Here is a 16,702-nt window from a genome sequence, read left to right on the forward strand (position 1 = left end):
TTTTTACCTTCAAATTGTTCCATTTATCAGTATTTTAAAGCAAAAAAATACAGATTTTAAATTAATAAGTCAATAAAATAAAATTACTTTTAGACATTCTTTAAAACTTTTTTATAATTTTCTACCTTTAACTCAAGGATAAAAAAAACTTATATAATTCCTCAATTTTTTTATTTACTTCTGGTTGTTTATATACTTTTAAAGTTGGAATTTTATTAAGTTTTATTCTTTCTGTATAACACTTAAAAGCTTCTTCAACTTCTTTTTTTGAAGGAAAACATATCTTATTTTTGTATGTAGAATGATCTATAATCTCTAATTGCTTCTCACAAAAGTTTAACAAATCTTCTGTAAGGTGCTTTTCTTCCATGCTAATTTTGTAACTAACTGCCATTATATATGGAATAACCTCTCTTATTTTTGAATATAGATTAATTTCATTGAGTTGATGTTTTACATCAAAACCTTGTTCTCTAGATTTTGCTAATTGAAAGATTCTTTTACTTTGTTTATTTTCTTCTTTGGATGTTTTCCATTCAAAAGCATTTCTTATTTCTTCAAAAACCTCTATTCTTAACTCTAATTTATCTCTTTCTCTATTATTCAAGCCTTCTCTTTGAATATGCCTTCTTAGATTAGTTAATACCCTATCTATATATAATAATATTTTCTTATCCATATCTTATTCTAATAATTCAATAATTACTTTGGTAAACGAATTCTGTTGAGAATAATCAACATCATAAATCATAAAATCTTCAACTACATCAATAACTTTATATTTTTTTCCTGACTTTAATAATACTTCCATCTCATCAGGAATACAAGAGATTTTACAAATCTCTGCCCCCCGCTGGCGCAAGCGTCTCGCTTGTGTCTTCTTTACTCAATTTAACTTCTCTTCTCATATATCTATCTCTAAAACTGTTTGATCGTCTTGATAATTTCTTGCACTACTATATTTCCAATCTACAACATTTGTTACAAAACCACTCTCAACAGGATTGTTATGTATATAATCTATCTTTTGTTGTATTACTTTTTCACTCCATAATTCTATTGGTTTATTATGTTGTTGCCAAAATTGATGCTTTTTAACATTACTCTTTTTACTTCCTGCTCTTTCTAGCATCCATAGCAACCATTCTTTTCTGCTCTCTTGTGGATGTTGTTCTATTGTTTTAATCAACTTTCTTGCTGTAAAACCTTTAAAGTCTCTTAATAACTCTGATGGGTTTTCTTCTTTTGCTCTAAATATTAAATGAACATGACTAGGCATAAAACAATAGGCAAATACTTCCATGCCTTTTTCTTTTCTACAATATTCTATACTTTCTTCTAAAACATTAAAATATACTTGTCGAGTAAAAATATCTAACCAATACACTGTAGCAAAACTTATAAAGTATGCTGCTGATTCGTTATGAAATTTATATTTTCTACTCATTTTTTATATTCTATTTTTTAATCTTTCATTATCTATTATTACTCATACCGTCACGTGCAGGATGCTCGCGCTAGCGGGGAGTTAATTAGAAATTTGTTACACTTAAACTTCATTCTACATCAACTTTCCAAAGAAAATAGCGTTCATTAACAACTTGTTAGTTCCAAACCAGAAGCCTCTAAAATTGGTATTGTCTGTAAAAATGATTACTCTTCCACTACCTAAGCGTCCTGTTTTGAACGGAACAGTATTTTTCAATTCCTTTAAGTTCTCTTTTGAAATATAACCACTCAATAACGGATTATTGGTGTACTGAATTGGGTTGTTAAAACTTTTTGCATCAGGTTGTATAAACTGTTTGGTATTTCTAAATAATGCTATTTTTTCATTCTTATACCCAAAATTGATTGGATGTGAACGATCAATCTTTGCTTCAAAAATTGCTCCTCCAATTACCTGTGCTCCAAATTGTAACGAACGATTTTCAAAAGATACATTATTAATAGAATCTATTTTAGTTTTATTAAACTTTACATTAATAAATCCTCTGTTAGATAACCAATTTACCGTATTTCTATATCCGACTAACACTCCTCCATTACGAACCCATACTTTTAGTTTCTCTACTAAGTTTTTATCAAGTGAGCGACTATTTGGAGCAATAATCGTTGTGTATTTATCAAGGTTTACTCTAGAAGCATACTCGGTATCTAATTTGGTAATTTTCATATCGTAACGCTGATCTAACAAATGCCAAATTTCTCCTGCATCGTAACTTGTTACTCCATTTCCAACCAACATCGCTACTTTTTGTTGTTTTACAGCTTCAAAATTTCTACTTCCTAAATCAATTCCTTCATTCAACCCTGTAGAAACTCCTTTAATTGCAATATGATTTTCATTCGCTACTGTGCCTAAGAAATCAAATAATTCATTTCCATTTAATTTTTGATTTTGAGCTGGAATAAAAATAGTTCCGTAGTCGTACGAATTGCCATCGTTTACAAACTTTTTCATCGCTACCTTCGCTCGTAAACCTTTTTCTAAAACCGTATTCAACGCTTTTGGTGTATTGTATTCATTCCAAGAAAATAAATATCCCACACTACTTTTTTGTTGAATTGTTCCTTGTTTAGGTTTTAGTTGAGTCACCTCAACTCCTGCTTTTGATAATGAAACATTATCCGCAAAATCAACTCCAAATGCATGATTAAACGTCCAAGCGGATACGTCATAAAACAAACTGTCTTTAAATGTAGTTCGCACATCAAACATTGCTCTTACCAATCGATGATTTTTTTGATTCATAGGTACTACGTAGCTATACCCTTTTTTGAAACGTTTTCCATTCGATGTAAAATCCTCTTTTAACTCGTGGAGTTTTATTTGATGACGTTGTAAAACCTCTGCTAAGTGATTTGTTTTCGTCGCATCTTTTTCATCACCAAATACTATCGCTTTGTTTGTTTCTGAACCTCTTGAATTTTTATAAAAGTTTTGTTGGTATTGTAAGATTTTAGTTCGCATACTTTTTGCAGCCTCTAAAGTTGATAATGCTGCTGTAAACTGATTTCGAATGGTAAATGGAAACGTTAAAACTCCGTTTTCACTTTCTTGTGCATGCCCACGAGAACTTCCTTGTTCAAACAAAATCCCGATTCCTCCATTAATATCTGGAAAAGTTGACCCTTTTCCGTAGTAAAAATCATCAAAACTCTCCTCTGAGTAATATGTTGAACCTATTTTATCGAATGCTTTTGCATGATACGTAGCAATTTCTTTAGTTAACTCTTGATTCATTTTTGGTGTTAACGGGTTTGTTCTACTCGGAATTCCTGGTTGGAAAAAGAAGGTTGAATTCGTTCCCATTTCATGATGATCGGTTAAAATATTAGGCAACCACTTATGGAATGTTTTAATTCGTGCTCTACTCTCAGGTAATTGAACTGGCAACCAATCGCGATTCATGTCAAACCAATAGTGATTTGTTCTTCCACCTGGCCAAACTTCATGATATTCTCTATCATTCGGATCAGGATTGATATTATTTGCTTTATTTGTATTTGCCCAATAGGCAAAACGTTGCAAACCATCTGGGTTCATTGCTGGATCAAAAAGAATTACCGAATTATTTAGTAACTCATCTATTTTCTGTCCTTCTGCTGATGCTAAATAATAGGCTGCTGCCAACGCTGCATTTGAACCACTTGCTTCGTTTCCATGAATTGAAAAACCTTGATACACTACAATTGGGCTATTAGAAACATCTACAGAAGCATTGTTTGTTGCTTTTATATGCTTTTCTCGTATTGCTTCTAAATTTTGATGATTTTTAGAAGACGTAATTGTTAGTAACACTAAAGGTCTTCCTTCATAAGTTGTTCCTCTATTTTCAAGTGTTACCCTATTTGAAGATGCTGCCAATGCTTTCATATATTCCACCAACTTATCATGTGTTACATGCCACTCCCCTATTTCGTGTCCTAAAACAGATTTTGGTGTAGGTATGCTTTGATTATAGGAAATACCTTTTGGTAAATAATAACTCAAATCGACAGTTTGAGCTGTTAATGTAGCACTGATAAATAATAGTGATAGTAATAATTTCTTCATTATTTTCTTGGTTTCATTTTACGATTGATTATAAAATTAGGTAATAAATAATACTAATAGACAAAATCTCGCATAATCCGCGAGATTTATCATGCTTTTTAATCTTTATATTCAATTACCAGTTTCTTTTATCTTTAATAGAGCAACCTATTGCTCTTGTATCAGTTTTTGTTGGTTTTTTCCCTTTTAACAAAGCATTAACCGCATTTTCAACAAAACGTTCTTTTACATTTGCTTCATTACGTGAACTATCATCAATAGCTCCAATATATTCTACAATTAATTTATCATTCTTTTTGTTTAAAATATATACATGAGGTGTCTTAGTTGCTCCGTATTTTGGATATACCTTTTGTCCTTCATCAAACAAGTAAGGGAATGTAAATCCTTTTTCTTTGGCTCGTACTTTCATTGCTTCAAAACTGTCTCCTTTTGATACTTCTGGATCATTCGGGTTAATGGCTATGACAGGAAAGCCTTTCTTCTTATATTTTTTATCTAAAGCAATTAATCTATCTTCATTAGCTACAGAATACGGACACATATTACATGTAAACACAACAATAAATCCTTTTGCGTCTTTATAATCTGCCAAAGAAACCATTTTATTATCTATATTTTTTAATGTAAAATCAGAAGCTTCATCTCCTACTTTATAACCTCTAGAGTTATCACTAGTAAATGCTGAAATAGATGCCACCACCAATAACATCAATATTATTTTAATTGTCTTCATAATTATTTAGTTTAAAAAAGTTTGTAATTCGTTTTGTAACTCTTTATAGCTAAAAGTTCGTTCGTAAAATTTTCTTTTGTTGGAATTGTAGATCAACGTAGCTGGTATAGCTCCAGACCAATTTTTAGCAATATCAGGTATCCAAAATTGTTCATTTGAATCTTCAAAATGAAGTATTTTAGATTGTAGTTTTTTCTTTTGGATAAATGGTATAAGGTTTGTTTCTTTTTGCTTAGAAAAATCTAAACTTACCAAAACAACTTCAACATTTTTATCTTTATATTTCTTATGAAGTTTTTCAAAAGCAGGTAACTCTTTTACACAAGGCATACACCACGTAGCCCAAAAGTTAACTACATACGTTTTATCATTATTTTTATGTAAAAACGGTTTTAGCTCTTCGTAATTTAACGTAGTTATTTTACTTTTTTTGGTTATTTTCTTAACCTGAGCTTTAGCTGTTGTTCCACTAAAAAGAGCAATTACTATAATTATGAGTAAGAATTTACTTCTAAACATTTTTAAAACGATTTCTCTCAAAATTAACTGTTTATCACATTAAAAAGATAGAATTAACTAAATATTAACAAGAAAAAAGCTCGGAAATACAATCTCCGAGCCCTTCTTATTATCCTTTATTTGTTGTACTAACAAAAAATTTCATTCAGTAATTTAGCTAAACGTAAACCTCCTTTTTGTAACTGTTCTCTAACTACAGGAAAATATACATACGAATAACGGTAGCGTAAATTCTCTCCTACTTCAGCAGATTTGTACACCTCTTTAGTAATCTTATGTGTATCATGTAACCAATCAACCACAGTTCCTTTTTGAATTAATTTGATTTGTTCTTTAGATAAATCTCTTGCATTATCAGCTAACTCAATATAACTCATATCCCACTTATTAATTAAATCCTCATCCCATACTCTATGTAAGTTAGAGCCTTTTCCATGCCACTGAACCTGAATTTTATTGCCTCCTAAATCTTCTTTTTGTCCAACATGCATGGGTTGATGTAAATCACCTACCAAGTGTACTAACATCTTTAAGTAAAAACGTTTGTCTTCAATTGAACTATTTTCATCTTTTAATACTTTTACACATTGCTCTATACCAGTAATCATATCTCCTTTCGGATTTTTTTCAGTATCTTCATAACGAGCATCTAATGGCATGTTTACATAATGCCAAGTGTAAAACTTTCCATATTTCTTTCTATCAGATTTTATTTCATCTGCAAAAGTAGATACAAATGCTAAGCTCTCACCTTGTAGTAATTTTTCAATTTTCTTTCTAGCTTTCTTAGTCAAATGTTTTTCTGCAATTTTCCCAGTAGCTCTGTGACCCGTTGGTCCCCAAACATCTTCGTTATTAGCAATTGATGAAATACTCACTAACAATGCAACTAGTACTATTAAAAATTTTGTTTTCATGAATGGTTTAAATTATAATCGGAAGCTAAATTATAAAATATAATCATCAAAAATTTGGATTTAACAAAATTTAATTTATATCTTTATGATATCATTTTAATATCAATTCAAATAAAACAAACATGAAAGCAGAAAAAATTATCAAACCAGCAAATGGGTACATAATGTTTTTTATTGTACTTATTCTTTTTATTGGCGGAATCTCTCTAACAGTAAAAAACGAAAACCCAATATTTATATTAATCTCTGTATTAGCATTTATTTTGGCCTTAGGTTTCATTTTAGTGAACCCTAATTCTTCAAAAGTTCTATTATTCTTCGGTAAATATGTAGGTACTGTAAAACAAAATGGTTTATACTGGGCTAATCCATTATACAAAAAGAAAACTGTTTCGTTAAGGGCTAGTAATTTTGATAGTGAGCGTTTAAAGGTGAATGATAAACTAGGAAACCCAGTAATGATAAGTACCATTTTAGTATGGCGCGTTACTGAAACGTATAAAGCTGCTTTTGATGTTGATAATTATGAGAATTTTGTTCGTGTACAAACAGATGCTGCTGTGCGAAAATTAGCCAGTATGTATCCATACGACAATTTCGCAGATGAGGGACACGAAGAAGATATTACACTACGTTCTAGTGTAAATGAAGTAAGTGAAGCTTTAGAAAAAGAGTTAGAAGAACGATTAGCCATTGCAGGTATTGAAGTTTTAGAAGCACGAATTGGTTACTTAGCCTATGCCCAAGAAATTGCAAGTGCAATGTTAAAACGCCAACAAGCAACAGCTATTGTTGCTGCGCGTCATAAAATTGTACAAGGAGCGGTTGATATGGTAGATATGGCTTTAGAAGAATTAAGTAAAAAAGAGATTGTTGATTTAGATGAAGAACGCAAAGCTGCTATGGTTAGTAACTTATTAGTTATTTTATGTGGAGACAAAGAAGCTTCTCCTGTGGTAAATGCTGGTACTTTAAACCATTAAGTTATTAACACAAAATCAATTAACGTGACACAAGTTATAACCATTACCATAGTATATATCTTAATTTTTATGAGCTCTTTACTATAAATTAAAAGAATTTTGAAATTGTATTTTTGTAACCATTTTTGCGTTTCAAAAAAACACTATTATAAAACACAACATGGCAAAAAAGAAAGCTTTTGCACTCCGTATTAATGAAGAAATGTTAAAAGCCATTGAAAAATGGGCTTCTGATGAGTTTCGATCTACCAATGGGCAGATTGAATGGATGCTTATGCAAACACTTAAAGAAGCCAAAAGGGAACCCCAAAAAAAAGAAGAATAACAACAAATCTTAAGAACTTGTTAAAAAAAACGTCCAATTTTATTGGGCGTTTTCTATTTTGTACATTGTACAAACTTAAATTACAAGCAACTAACTATTATGAAAAACCTTTTTTATCTACTATTTATAACCTTCTCTTGTGCTGTTTTTTCACAAGAGTTTTCTATGGACTTAGTCAAAAACATGAAACCAAGAAATATTGGTCCTGGTGGTATGAGCGGACGTGTTACTGCTATTGATGTAGTAGAATCTAATCCTGATATTATGTTTGTGGGGACTGCTTCTGGAGGAATTTGGAAGTCAACTTCAGGAGGTATTAAATGGGAACCTATTTTTGATAAAGAAGTAACTGCTTCTATTGGTGCTTTAGCTATACAACAATCCAATCCTAGCGTAATTTGGGCGGGAACAGGTGAAGGAAATCCTCGTAATAGTTTAAATGGTGGTTACGGAATTTTCAAATCTCTGGATGGTGGTAGATCGTGGAAATCGATGGGATTAGAAAGAACACGTCATATACACCGTGTAGTGATACACCCTAACAATCCAGATATTGTATATGTAGGTGCTATTGGGTCTCCTTGGGGTGAACATAAAGAACGTGGTGTATACAAAACTACCGACGGTGGTAAAACTTGGAAACAAATTTTATTCAACAATAACAAAACTGGTGCTGCCGATTTAATTATGGATCCATCCAATCCCAATAAGCTAATAGCAGCCATGTGGGAACACAAACGTGACCCTTGGTTTTTTAAATCAGGAGGTGAAGGAAGCGGATTATACATTACCCATGACGGTGGTGAAAACTGGAAAAAAATCACCGAAAAAGAAGGCTTCCCTAAAGGAGAGCTAGGTAGAATTGGTGTTGCAATCGCTCCTTCAAACCCAAATACTGTGTATGCTTTGGTAGAAGCAAAAAAGAATGCCTTATACAAAAGTGAGGATGGTGGTTTTTCTTGGAAAAAAATCAACGACAAAAAAGGGATTGGAAATCGACCTTTTTACTATTCAGAAATTTATGTAGACCCTCAAAATGAATACAAATTATATACTGTTTTCACCTATGTGAATGTTTCTATTGATGGTGGAAAAAACTTTAAACAACTCATGCCTTCGTATGGTGCTAATAATGGTATTCACCCAGATCATCACGCTTGGTGGATTCACTCTAAAAACGGAAAATTTATGATTGATGGAAATGATGGAGGACTAAACATAACTAAAGATGGAGGTAAAACTTGGCGTTTTATTGGTAACTTACCTGTTGCACAATTTTATCATGTTAATGTTGATAATGAATTTCCTTACAACGTTTATGGCGGTATGCAAGATAATGGCTCTTGGCGAGGACCTGCTTATGTATGGAAAGCCCAAGGAATTCGTAATTCTTATTGGCAAGAAATTAGCTTTGGTGATGGTTTTGATGTAATTCCTGACAAAGACAACTCGCGTTATGGTTGGTCTATGAGTCAACAAGGATATGTATCTCGTTACGATTACAAAACAGGTAATAATTATACCGTTCGTCCAACACATCCTGATGCCGATGTAAAACTACGCTTCAATTGGAATGCTGCTATCAATATTGATCCTTTTGATAATTCCACACTATATTTTGGAAGTCAGTTTGTGCATAAATCAACCGATAAAGGGTTAACATGGAAAGTTATTTCTCCAGACTTAACTACAAATGATAAAAGTAAACTCAAACAGTCTGAAAGCGGTGGATTAACCATGGATGCAACCGGTGCAGAAAACCATTGTACCATTTTAGTTATTGAACCATCTCCTATTGAAAAAGATATGTTGTGGACTGCTACTGATGATGGACAAGTACATATTACTAAAAATGGAGGTACAACTTGGACAAATGTTGGCAAAAATCTAAAAGCATTACCAGAAAACAGTTGGATTACACAAATAAAAGCATCTAACAAAAATAAAGGAGAAGCTTTACTAGTTGCGAACGATTATCGTCGTTTTAACTATAAACCTTATGCTTACAGAACTAAAAATTATGGTACAACTTGGGAACGTATTGTTGATGAAAATGACGTAAGAAGCTTTACACAATGTATTATTGAAGACCCTATAGAACCTAATTTACTATTCTTAGGAACTGATGACGGTTTATATATTTCTATCAACGCAGGAAAAAAATGGACGAAATGGACGGAAGGCTTCCCTACTGTTCCTGTAAAAGATTTGATAATTCATCCAAGAGAACACGATTTAGTTATTGGTACTTTTGGTAGAGCAGCTTGGGTGTTGGATGATATTCGTCCGCTAAGAGCAGTAGCTAAAGACAACAATGTTCTTACCAAAAACATTGAGTTATTTACTCCACCAACAGCCTATCAAGCTGCCTACCAACAACCCACTGGTAGCCGATTTGGGGCTGACGCTATGTTTAATGGAACTAACAAAGGTCGTGGTGCTTTAGTTCAGTTTTATGTGAATAAACCAAAATCAGCAAAAAAACCTGAAGCAAAAGACAAAAATTCTATTAAAAAAGAAGACGAGAATACCATAAAATGGGATTCTATAAAGTTTGAGGTATTTGATGGTAACAGACTTATCAGAACTATTAAAAGAAAAACTCCTAAAGAAAACGGAATTCACAAAGGTGTTTGGTTTATGAGTGAAAAAGGTGTTACTCGACCTTCTAGAACTATCAGAAAACAAAAAAGAGAACCTAGGGGGGTACAAGTAAAACCTGGTACTTACAGAATAAAAGCTACGTTTGGTAACCAAACATCAGAACAAAACATTACCGTAAAATTTGACCCTAGACTGCGTATTTCTCAAAACGCAATCGATCAAAAATATACAGCAGCCAAAGACCTAGAAGCTCAGCAAAAAATTATAGCTGACGCAGTAAAACAGTTAGTTGAGAGTAAAAATATTGCAAATAGTTTCAACCAAAAACTATCTAAAAAAAACAAAAAACTTTACAAAGAATCAATTAAAGACTCTAAAGATATTGTTCAGAAAATAGATACACTTTTAGCTGTTTATTTAGGTAAGGTAGACAAAAGACAGGGTATTACACGAAACCCTGAAATGAATGTTACGCAACGTTTAGGAATAGCTAGCAGATACGTTAATAGTAGATTTGGAGAACAAACTTCTACAGAAAAACAATTAATTATTCAATTTAAAGAAGCACTAAAACCAGCACTAGAAAAAACCAATGCTTTCTTTGATAAAGATTGGAAAGAATATAAGATTGAAGTTGAAAAAATAGATTTATCTCCTTTTAAAGAAACCAAGCAATTTAGCTTAGAATAAAAGAGCTTGCTTGCTAAAAACGAAAATTAATAACCAAAACATACACTTATGAAAAAACATTTCTTACTACTTGCCATTGCCCTTTCGGTAGTTGCTTGTAAAACGGATAAAAAAGATTCTGATAAAACCAGTACAACGCTCAAAAAATATTCTATTGAGCAAATGATGGATAACGAAAATGTTTTTGGAGGAAGTTTTTCTCCTGACAACTCCAAACTACTCGTAACTAGTAATCGTTCTGGAATTTACAACATGTACACTGTTTCAACATCTGGAGGCGAGTTTGAACCTATTACAAAATCAGATAGTTCATCTGTTTTTGCCACATCTTATTTTCCAAAAGATGAAAGAATGTTATTCAGAATGGATAATAATGGTGATGAAATCTACCACATCTTTTTAAGAGAATTAAATGGGGACACTAGAGACTTAACACCTACTAAAGGTGCTAGAGCAGGCTTTTTTGGTTGGGCAAAAGACGAGAAGAGCTTCTTTTTCACTTCAAACGAAAGAGACAATCGTTTTATGGATCTCTATGAAATGGATCTTGAAACTTTTACTCCTAAAATGATTTATGAAAATAAAGAAGGTTATAACGTAGCAGCAATATCAAACAATAAAAACATACTAGCCCTAAGCAAAACGGTTAATACTAACGATAGCGATTTATTTTTGTTTGATATAACCGCCAAAGTAATCACCAAAATTAACCTAAGATTAAGTGGTAATTCAGCAGCTGATTTTTCTATCGATGATACTGAGTTTTACTATACAACAGATGCTGAAGGTGAATTTGCTACCTTAATGAAATATACTATTAGTACCAACGAAACAGAAAAAGTATTAGCTAAAGACTGGGATATTTCTGGAAGTTACTTTACCAATAATGGTAGCTACAGAGTAACATATATTAACGAAGATGCTAAAAACATAATTGAAGTTTATGATGTTAATGCTGGTAAAAACATAGAACTGCCTAATGTTAACGGAAAAAGCATTACTAGTGTTGGTTTTTCTAGAGATGAAAGCATGATGCGTTTTTATGCTGGTGGCTCTAACACTCCTTCTAACTTATATGTGTATGACTTAAAAACAAAAAAGCAAACACAACTAACTGATGTATTAAATAAAGAAATTAACCCCGAAGATTTAGTAAAAGCGAAAGTAATTCGTTACCCTTCTTTTGATGGAGTAACTATTCCTGCAATCTATTACTTGCCACATCAAGCTTCAAAAGATACTAAAGTTCCTGCTTTAGTTTGGGTTCACGGAGGTCCTGGTGGACAATCACGTCAAAATTTCAGTTCTAGAATTCAATATTTAGTAAACCATGGCTATGCTGTTTTAGCTGTAAACAATCGAGGCAGTAGCGGATACGGTAAAACCTTTTTTACTATGGATGATTTAAACCATGGAGAAAAAGATTTGCAAGATTGTGTAGAAGGAAAAAATTGGTTAGCAAAACAACCAGAAATTGATGCTGATAAAATAGGAATTATTGGTGGATCTTATGGTGGTTATATGACAATGGCTGCTTTAACTTATACTCCTGAAGAATTTGCAGTAGGTGTTAACATCTATGGAGTAACAAACTGGATGCGTACCTTAAAAAGCATTCCATCTTGGTGGGAGTCTTTTAGAGAAGCTTTATATAAAGAATTAGGAGACCCACACTCTGCAGACTCAGTAAGATTGAAAAGAATTTCTCCTTTATTCCATACTGATAAAGTAACTAAACCATTAATGGTGTTACAAGGAGCTAAAGACCCAAGGGTTTTACAAGTGGAGTCAGACGAAATTGTAGCTGGAGTTAAGAAAAATGGAGTTCCTGTAGAATATGTGCTGTTTGATGATGAAGGGCATGGTTTTGTTAAAAAGGAAAATCAAATAGAAGCTAATAGTAAAATCTTACAATTCTTAGATACCTATTTAAAGAAAAAAGAGCCTATTAAAAATAATGATTTATAAACAGGCAATACAATTTTAACATCCTAATTTCTCATAAGAGAAACCTGATTTTTATTTTTGCTTACATAACGCTTAAATCTCCTACATATAATTTATGTGGGGGATTTTTAATATAAAAAACAACCTCTTTAACAATTATGAAAAAGTTTACTTTTTTAATTATCACTTTATTTTCATTAAACAATTACGCCCAACAATCGGTAACTTCCAACCCAACAAAAGAACTCGGTGTTTGGTATATGTACAACGGATCTCATCAAATTTCTAATAAGTTTAGCTTAAAAACCATGGTACATTTTCGCTTCTTTGAAATTGGAGACGACATGCAACAATTCATTGGACGTTTAGGTGGTAATTATAAGTTCAATAAAACTATAAGTGCTACTGTAGGATATGCCTTCTTAAATACTGATAGAACTTTTGATGTTGATGCGGGTGATTTTAACGAGCATCGTATTTATGAAGACCTAAATGTAAGTCATAAAATAGCTAGCTTAAATTTAGCTCATCGTTTTAGAGGAGAACAACGTTTTTTTGAATCGACCACTGGCAATTTCTTTCGATATCAATTAGCCTTGGGGCATCCTATCAATGAAAAATGGTCTACATATCTATACAATGAAACCTTTTTAGATTTTGAGGGAGAAGCTTATAATCAAAATTGGTTTGGAGCTGGTTTTAAATACAAAGTATCTAATATTATAAAGCTTCAAGCAGGATATCAACTGATAAATGTAAACGAAGTTGGTAACTTTAATAGAATTCAATTAGGTGTTGCTATTAGTACTGATCATAGAAAATAGAAGTAACTATTATTTCATACTTTAGCAAAAATTAAATTTTCACGATGAACGAACCTACTTTTACTAACGACGCAATAGTATTTGGTATTTTAATGATTTCTTTAGGTTTTGTATTTTATACAGAATCTAAAACTTCAGGATTTTGGCACAAGTTTTATAAAATAGTTCCTGGGTTATTCATGGCTTATTTTATCCCAGCAATATTTACTACTTTAGGAGTTATTTCTCCAGAATGGGAAACTACCAATGCTGCAGGTGAAGTAATAAAAAGTAAATCACAGCTGTATTATGTTTCTAGCCGATTTCTATTACCTGCGGCTTTAGTTTTAATGACCTTAAGTATTGATTTAAAAGCTATTTTCAACTTGGGCTCTAAAGCATTAATCATGTTTTTCACAGGTACCGTAGGAATTGTAATAGGAGGCCCTATCGCTATTTTATTAATCTCAGCTGTTTCACCAGAAACAGTAGGTGGAGCTGGATTTGATGCTGTATGGAGAGGACTTTCTACCCTTGCAGGAAGTTGGATTGGAGGTGGTGCGAACCAAACTGCTATGCTAGAAATTTATCAATATAACCCTGCTAAGTATGGAGGAATGGTATTTGTTGATATTGTAGTTGCTAATATTTGGATGGCAATCATCTTAATTGGAATCGGTAAAAAAGATAAAATTAATAAATGGTTAAAAGCAGATACCTCAGCTATTGAAGACTTAAAAGTTCGAGTTTCTAACTTTACACAAAGTGTAAAAAGAACTCCAACTTTAACTGATTTTATAATTATGCTTGCCATTGCTTTTGGAACTGTTGGTTTCGGACATTTTGCTGGTGCATATTTAAGCGACATCTTTGCTTCTATAACGGCTAGTATGGAATCTCAAACTTGGAGAAATATTTTCTCTTTCTTAGGTTCTAATTTTTTCTGGCTAATTAGTATATCAACCATTACTGCTGTTGTCTTATCTTTTACAAAAGCCAAAAATTACGAAGGTGCAGGAGCTAGTAAAATAGGGAGTATTTTTATTTATGTACTGGTAGCAACTATTGGTATGAAAATGGACTTAACGTTGATTTTTGATAATTTCAACTTAATTTTTATTGGTTTGGTATGGATGGCAATTCATGCAGGATTGTTAATCTTAGTCGCTAAATTAATTCGTGCCCCTTATTTTTTCTTGGCAGTAGGAAGTCAAGCAAATGTTGGTGGTGCAGCTTCTGCTCCAATTGTAGCACAAGCTTTTCACTCATCATTAGCTACTGTTGGTGTTTTATTAGCTGTTTTTGGATACGCTATCGGAACTGTAGGTGCAATCCTATGTACAATTTTAATGGAAATAGCCTCAAAAGTTTAGGAGAAATCTGCATATTTGCAGCAGACAAATTTGAATTCAATGAAGAAAATTATTGCTCTTTTCGCAATTGCACTTGTTGCTTTTGCTTGTTCCTCTAAGAAAGAAGGAAACATGGTTGTTAAAGGTCAAGTTAAAGGATTAAAAAAAGGTACTTTATACCTTCAAAAAATGAAGGATACATTATTAGTATCTGTTGATTCTATGGCTTTATTAGGTGATGATAAATTTCTACTAACAGATAATGTTGAGTCTCCTGTAATGTATTACTTAACTTTTGACGGTAACACCACAGATAAACACATTATGTTTTTCGGTGAAGAAGGTGAAATTACTATAAATGACAAAATTGAAGAATTTGGTTTTAAACCTGAAATAAAAGGCTCTAAAAACCAAGAAGTAATGAATAAGTACCGTAAAATAAACCAACGTTTTATGGGTCAACGTTTAGATTTTGTAAAAAAAGAAGTTGAGGCTCGTCAAGCTAAAGATGAAGTACAACTAGAGCAAGTGGAAGCTGATTATAAGAAAATGATACGTCGTCGTTTCTTATTCTCTACAAACTTTGCGATTGCTAACAGTGATAGTGAAGCTGCTCCGTACATTGCGTTGTCTGAACTATATGACGCTAACATTAAACTTTTAGATACTATTAATAATAGTTTAACTGATAAAGTTAAAAAATCAGAATATGGTAAACGTTTACAAAAGTTTGTAGATGATATAAAAGCTAAAGAAGGAAAATAAAATTTCCCCTTCTAATGAAAAACAAAGAAGCTCATTTAAGTTAAATGAGCTTCTTTGTTTCTAAATCTTAAAAGACATTACTGGTAATTTACTGTGATTAGCAATATCTTCAGAAATACTACCTTCAAAAAAGTGAGCTATTCCTTTTCTACCATGTGTTGCTACAACTAAAACATCTGAGTTAATTTTGTTTGCGTAGTAAAACACTCCTTTTTCCACAGAATAATCAGAAACTATTTTTACTTTTTGAGCACTTTCTTCATAACTTTCATTCGTTTGACTGAAAAAACGCTTCATTTTCCCTTCTAACTCTTTCGTGCTTTTAAACTTAGAAGTTGGTGTGCTTACATATACCATTTCTATATCTGCATTAAACTTCTTAAGAAACTCTTTTGCTTCCATATATGGCTTTACATCATCATCAGAAAAATCACATGCAAATAATATTTTTTCTATTTGTTTTACAATTGGTTCCTCTTTAATTACTAATACAGGCACATGCGCGTAACGAATTACTTTTTCTGTATTAGAACCAATAAACATTTCTTTTAAACCACTAGCTCCTTTAGACCCCATAACTATCAAGTCTGCCCCTTCATTTCTTGCCAACTGATCTATTTCACTAAAAATTTTAAAGTGCTTTATAATTGGGGTTACTTTTATATCTGATAAATAATCTTTCTGTAAAAATTCTGCTAATTTCTTCTCAGTCATTTTTAAGTAAAACAGCATTTCTTGCTCTAAATAACTTTCTGATTGGCTTAAAACAGCGTTAGACAACTCAAGCATATGTACTACCAATACCTCAGCGTCTGATCTTTTTGCTAAAAAAGCTGCTGTTTGTAATGCATTTTCAGAATATTCAGAAAAATCAACTGGGACTATAATTTTTTTCATGATTTATTACTTTTAGGTTTAATGTTTCCTATAAAGTTACCTAAATTTTATTAGTAAAACTATGATTTTTGTCACTTTATAAACCACTATATATTCTATACATT

15 protein-coding genes are annotated in these 16,702 nt (G+C 32.1%); 7 read left to right on the forward strand and 8 right to left on the reverse strand.

All coding sequences use genetic code 11. The features are described 5' to 3' along the window. Positions 1–127 precede the first annotated feature (127 nt). From Q4517_RS09445 to Q4517_RS09475, 7 genes are all read right to left on the reverse strand, one after another. The gene (locus Q4517_RS09445) at positions 128–679 is read right to left on the reverse strand and encodes a hypothetical protein (RefSeq protein ID WP_303508461.1); all 552 of its coding nucleotides are present in this window, start codon (positions 677–679) and stop codon (positions 128–130) included. A 3-nt stretch (positions 680–682) separates the two neighbouring features. Then, positions 683–862 carry a hypothetical protein gene (locus tag Q4517_RS09450; RefSeq protein ID WP_303508464.1) on the reverse strand — a complete coding sequence of 60 codons (180 nt, stop codon included), beginning with the start codon at positions 860–862 and terminating at the stop codon, positions 683–685. 42 nt (positions 863–904) lie between these two features. Next, positions 905–1,447, reverse strand: coding sequence for an REP-associated tyrosine transposase (locus Q4517_RS09455; RefSeq protein ID WP_303508466.1), 543 nt, complete (start codon positions 1,445–1,447; stop codon positions 905–907). Between the two features lie 114 nt (positions 1,448–1,561). After that, the gene (locus tag Q4517_RS09460) at positions 1,562–4,060 is read right to left on the reverse strand and encodes a M14 family metallopeptidase (RefSeq protein ID WP_303508469.1); all 2,499 of its coding nucleotides are present in this window, start codon (positions 4,058–4,060) and stop codon (positions 1,562–1,564) included. A 115-nt stretch (positions 4,061–4,175) separates the two neighbouring features. Then, entirely contained in the window at positions 4,176–4,796 is a 621-nt protein-coding gene (locus Q4517_RS09465; RefSeq protein ID WP_303508470.1) for a thioredoxin family protein, read from the reverse strand. Between the two features lie 6 nt (positions 4,797–4,802). After that, positions 4,803–5,315: a TlpA disulfide reductase family protein gene (locus Q4517_RS09470; RefSeq protein ID WP_303508472.1), complete on the reverse strand. Its 513-nt coding sequence runs from the start codon at positions 5,313–5,315 to the stop codon at positions 4,803–4,805. Positions 5,316–5,443: 128 nt separating this feature from the next. Then, complete coding sequence (locus Q4517_RS09475; RefSeq protein ID WP_303508474.1) at positions 5,444–6,232, reverse strand: S1/P1 nuclease; 789 nt, start codon at positions 6,230–6,232, stop codon at positions 5,444–5,446. Between the two features lie 122 nt (positions 6,233–6,354). Here Q4517_RS09475 and Q4517_RS09480 point away from each other — a divergent pair, with 122 nt between their 5' ends. The 7 genes from Q4517_RS09480 (at position 6,355) to Q4517_RS09510 (ending at position 15,701) form a co-directional block, all read left to right on the forward strand. After that, positions 6,355–7,215, forward strand: coding sequence for an SPFH domain-containing protein (locus Q4517_RS09480; protein ID WP_303508477.1), 861 nt, complete (start codon positions 6,355–6,357; stop codon positions 7,213–7,215). A 160-nt stretch (positions 7,216–7,375) separates the two neighbouring features. Beyond that, entirely contained in the window at positions 7,376–7,540 is a 165-nt protein-coding gene (locus tag Q4517_RS09485; protein ID WP_303508479.1) for an Arc family DNA-binding protein, read from the forward strand. A 99-nt stretch (positions 7,541–7,639) separates the two neighbouring features. Further along, a complete protein-coding gene (locus tag Q4517_RS09490) occupies positions 7,640–10,834 on the forward strand; it encodes a VPS10 domain-containing protein (protein WP_303508482.1) in 3,195 nt (1,064 codons plus the stop codon). Positions 10,835–10,882: 48 nt separating this feature from the next. Next, positions 10,883–12,802 (forward strand): S9 family peptidase, encoded by a 1,920-nt coding sequence (locus Q4517_RS09495; protein ID WP_303508485.1) that lies wholly within the window; start codon positions 10,883–10,885, stop codon positions 12,800–12,802. A 137-nt stretch (positions 12,803–12,939) separates the two neighbouring features. Then, complete coding sequence (locus Q4517_RS09500; protein WP_303508488.1) at positions 12,940–13,605, forward strand: DUF2490 domain-containing protein; 666 nt, start codon at positions 12,940–12,942, stop codon at positions 13,603–13,605. 44 nt (positions 13,606–13,649) lie between these two features. Continuing rightward, the gene (locus Q4517_RS09505; protein ID WP_303508489.1) at positions 13,650–14,957 is read left to right on the forward strand and encodes a DUF819 domain-containing protein; all 1,308 of its coding nucleotides are present in this window, start codon (positions 13,650–13,652) and stop codon (positions 14,955–14,957) included. Between the two features lie 39 nt (positions 14,958–14,996). Further along, entirely contained in the window at positions 14,997–15,701 is a 705-nt protein-coding gene (locus Q4517_RS09510) for a DUF4369 domain-containing protein (RefSeq protein WP_303508493.1), read from the forward strand. A gap of 60 nt (positions 15,702–15,761) precedes the next feature. Here the strand turns inward: Q4517_RS09510 and Q4517_RS09515 are convergent, their stop codons facing one another. Next, positions 15,762–16,598, reverse strand: coding sequence for a universal stress protein (locus tag Q4517_RS09515; RefSeq protein ID WP_303508496.1), 837 nt, complete (start codon positions 16,596–16,598; stop codon positions 15,762–15,764). Positions 16,599–16,702 lie beyond the last annotated feature (104 nt).

The organism is Tenacibaculum sp. 1_MG-2023, from assembly GCF_030547425.1.
Taxonomy (GTDB): domain Bacteria; phylum Bacteroidota; class Bacteroidia; order Flavobacteriales; family Flavobacteriaceae; genus Polaribacter.